Source organism: Streptomyces phytophilus (assembly GCF_013870535.1).
GTDB classification, from domain to species: Bacteria; Actinomycetota; Actinomycetes; order Streptomycetales; family Streptomycetaceae; genus Streptomyces; species Streptomyces phytophilus.
This window is the reverse complement of the sequence record NZ_JACBXC010000704.1, coordinates 1-3,147: the sequence shown is the minus strand read 5'-3', so window position 1 is coordinate 3,147 and position 3,147 is coordinate 1. Positions and strand designations below refer to the sequence as shown.

At 72.3% G+C, this 3,147-nt stretch carries 4 protein-coding genes; all 4 read left to right on the top strand.

From position 1 onward, the window contains the following. The first annotated feature begins 194 nt into the window (after positions 1–194). Positions 195–1,115, top strand: coding sequence for a pyridoxal 5'-phosphate synthase lyase subunit PdxS (gene pdxS, locus H5J30_RS23855; protein ID WP_018836751.1), 921 nt, complete (start codon positions 195–197; stop codon positions 1,113–1,115). 11 nt (positions 1,116–1,126) lie between these two features. Beyond that, a complete protein-coding gene (gene pdxT, locus H5J30_RS23850; RefSeq protein WP_181789426.1) occupies positions 1,127–1,717 on the top strand; it encodes a pyridoxal 5'-phosphate synthase glutaminase subunit PdxT in 591 nt (196 codons plus the stop codon). A 71-nt stretch (positions 1,718–1,788) separates the two neighbouring features. After that, the gene (locus H5J30_RS23845; RefSeq protein ID WP_181789425.1) at positions 1,789–2,541 is read left to right on the top strand and encodes a YebC/PmpR family DNA-binding transcriptional regulator; all 753 of its coding nucleotides are present in this window, start codon (positions 1,789–1,791) and stop codon (positions 2,539–2,541) included. 123 nt (positions 2,542–2,664) lie between these two features. Beyond that, a partial coding sequence (ruvC, locus tag H5J30_RS23840) for a crossover junction endodeoxyribonuclease RuvC (protein ID WP_181789427.1) occupies positions 2,665–3,147 on the top strand: 483 nt, incomplete at its 3' end.

Here is a 3,147-nt window from a genome sequence, read left to right as displayed (position 1 = left end):
GACCCCGCGGGCGGCGCGGGCGGCTCGGCGGCCACAGCTTGCCGATTGGCTCTTTCCCGACCCCTCCCGCCTGGGGTTTCCTTGACCGTGGCGCACATTCGGCCCGTCGTCCGAACGTGTTTACGATGGAAGCGGTGCACCGTACGCCACCCACACACCCACACCGCACCCACATCACCGAGCGAGGTTCCACCGTGTCCAGCACGCCCAGCTCCGCCCCCCAGTCGTCGGCACCCGAGACCGGCACCGCACGCGTCAAGCGCGGCATGGCCGAGCAGCTCAAGGGCGGCGTGATCATGGACGTCGTCACGCCCGAGCAGGCGAAGATCGCCGAGGACGCGGGCGCCGTCGCGGTGATGGCCCTGGAGCGGGTGCCCGCCGACATCCGCAAGGACGGCGGCGTGGCGCGCATGTCGGACCCCGACATGATCGAGGGCATCATCGAGGCCGTCTCCATCCCCGTGATGGCCAAGTCCCGCATCGGCCACTTCGTCGAGGCCCAGATCCTCCAGGCGCTCGGCGTCGACTACGTCGACGAGTCCGAGGTGCTCACCCCCGCCGACGAGGTCAACCACTCCGACAAGTGGGCCTTCACCACCCCCTTCGTCTGCGGCGCCACCAACCTGGGCGAGGCCCTGCGCCGGATCGCCGAGGGCGCGGCCATGATCCGCTCCAAGGGCGAGGCCGGCACCGGGAACGTCGTCGAGGCCGTCCGCCACCTGCGCCAGATCAAGAACGGGATCGGCGCCCTGCGCGGCCTGGACAACCACGAGCTGTACGCCGCGGCCAAGGAGCTGCGCGCCCCGTACGAGCTGGTCGCCGAGGTGGCCCGGCTCGGCAAGCTGCCCGTCGTGCTGTTCTCCGCCGGCGGCGTCGCCACCCCCGCCGACGCCGCGCTGATGCGCCAGCTCGGCGCCGAGGGCGTCTTCGTCGGCTCCGGCATCTTCAAGTCCGGCGACCCGGCCAAGCGCGCCTCCGCCATCGTCAAGGCCACCACCTTCTACGACGACCCGAAGGTCGTCGCGGACGCCTCCCGCAACCTGGGCGAGGCCATGGTCGGCATCAACCTCGACACCCTGGACGACTCCGAGCGCTACGCCGGCCGGGGCTGGTGAGGACGACCCCCGTGGACACCCCCGCCATCGGCGTGCTCGCCCTCCAGGGCGACGTACGCGAGCACCTGGCGGCCCTCGCCGCGGCCGGCGCGAGCGCCGTGCCGGTGCGCCGGCCGGCGGAGCTGGCGGAGGTGTCCGGCCTGGTCGTCCCGGGCGGCGAGTCCACCACGATGTCCAAGCTCGCCGTCGCCTTCGGGCTGCTGGAGCCGCTGCGCGAGCGGGTGCGGGCGGGCATGCCCGCGTACGGCTCCTGCGCCGGCATGATCATGCTGGCCGACAAGATCCTCGACCCGCGCTCCGGCCAGGAGACCGTCGGCGGCATCGACATGATCGTGCGGCGCAACGCCTTCGGCCGCCAGAACGAGTCGTTCGAGGTGCCGCTGGAGGTCGCCGGCGTCCCCGGCGGCCCGGTGCACGGCGTCTTCATCCGGGCGCCGTGGGTGGAGTCCACCGGCGCGGGGGTGGAGCGGCTGGCGGAGGTCGGCGGGCACCCCGTCGCCGTCCGGCAGGGTCCGCTGCTGGCCACGTCGTTCCATCCCGAACTCACCGGGGACCACCGCGTGCACGCTCTCTTCGCCGATATGGTGCGCCGGGCGGGCTGACCGGCACCGGTAGGATCGACGAGTTCGTTGCCGGTTAGTCGAATGCGCGGAACGCGGAATGGAGCGGGGCTGTGTCCGGCCACTCTAAGTGGGCAACCACCAAGCACAAGAAGGCCGTGATCGATGCCAAGCGAGGAAAGCTCTTCGCCAAGCTGATCAAGAACGTCGAGGTCGCGGCGCGGCAGGGGGGATCGGACCCCGACGGAAATCCCACGCTGTACGACGCGATCCAGAAGGCCAAGAAGCAGTCCGTCCCGAACAAGAACATCGACAGCGCCGTCAAGCGCGGCGCCGGTCTCGAAGCGGGCGGCGCCGAGTACGAGACGATCATGTACGAGGGCTACGGGCCCAACGGCGTGGCCGTCCTCATCGAGTGCCTGACGGACAACCGCAACCGCGCCGCCTCCGACGTCCGCGTCGCCATGACCCGCAACGGCGGCTCCATGGCCGACCCCGGCTCCGTGTCGTACCTGTTCAACCGCAAGGGCGTGGTGATCGTCCCCAAGGGCGGGCCGGCCGAGGACGACGTGCTCGCCGCGGTGCTGGACGCCGGCGCCGAGGAGGTCAACGACCTGGGCGAGTCCTTCGAGGTGCTCAGCGAGGCCGGCGACATGGTCGCGGTCCGCACCGCGCTGCAGGACGCCGGGATCGACTACGACTCGGCCGAGGCGAACTTCGTCCCCACCATGCAGGTGGAGCTGGACGAGGAGGGCGCCCGCAAGATCTTCCGGCTCATCGACGCCCTGGAGGACAGCGACGACGTCCAGAACGTCTTCGCCAACTTCGACGTCTCCGACGAGGTCATGGAGAAGGCCACCGCCTGAGCCGTACGCGCACGCCGTGACGGGCCCGCAGGATGGCGACATCCGGCGGGCCCTTCGGCTGCGGTGTCGGTGCCGGCCGGTAGCCTGCACACACGTATGCGGGCGGACGAGAGGGGGCGGCGGGTGCGGGTGCTCGGAGTGGACCCGGGGCTGACGCGGTGCGGCGTGGGCGTCGTGGACGGAGCGCCCGGCCGGGCGCTGCGGATGGTCGCCGTCGGCGTCGTGCGCACCTCTTCCGACGCCCCGACCGCCGAGCGGCTGCTGCTCATCGAGCGCGGCGTCGAGGAGTGGCTCGACGCGCACGTGCCGGAGGCCGTCGCCGTCGAGCGCGTCTTCAGCCAGCACAACGTCCGCACCGTCATGGGCACCGCCCAGGCCAGCGCCGTCGCCATCCTCTGCGCCGCCCGCCGCGGCCTGCCCGTCGCGCTGCACACCCCCAGCGAGGTCAAGGCCGCCGTCACCGGCTCGGGCCGGGCCGACAAGGCGCAGGTCGGTGCCATGGTCACCCGGCTGCTGCGGCTCGACGCCCCGCCGAAGCCGGCCGACGCCGCCGACGCGCTGGCGCTGGCCATCTGCCACCTGTGGCGGGCCCCCGCCCAGGACCGC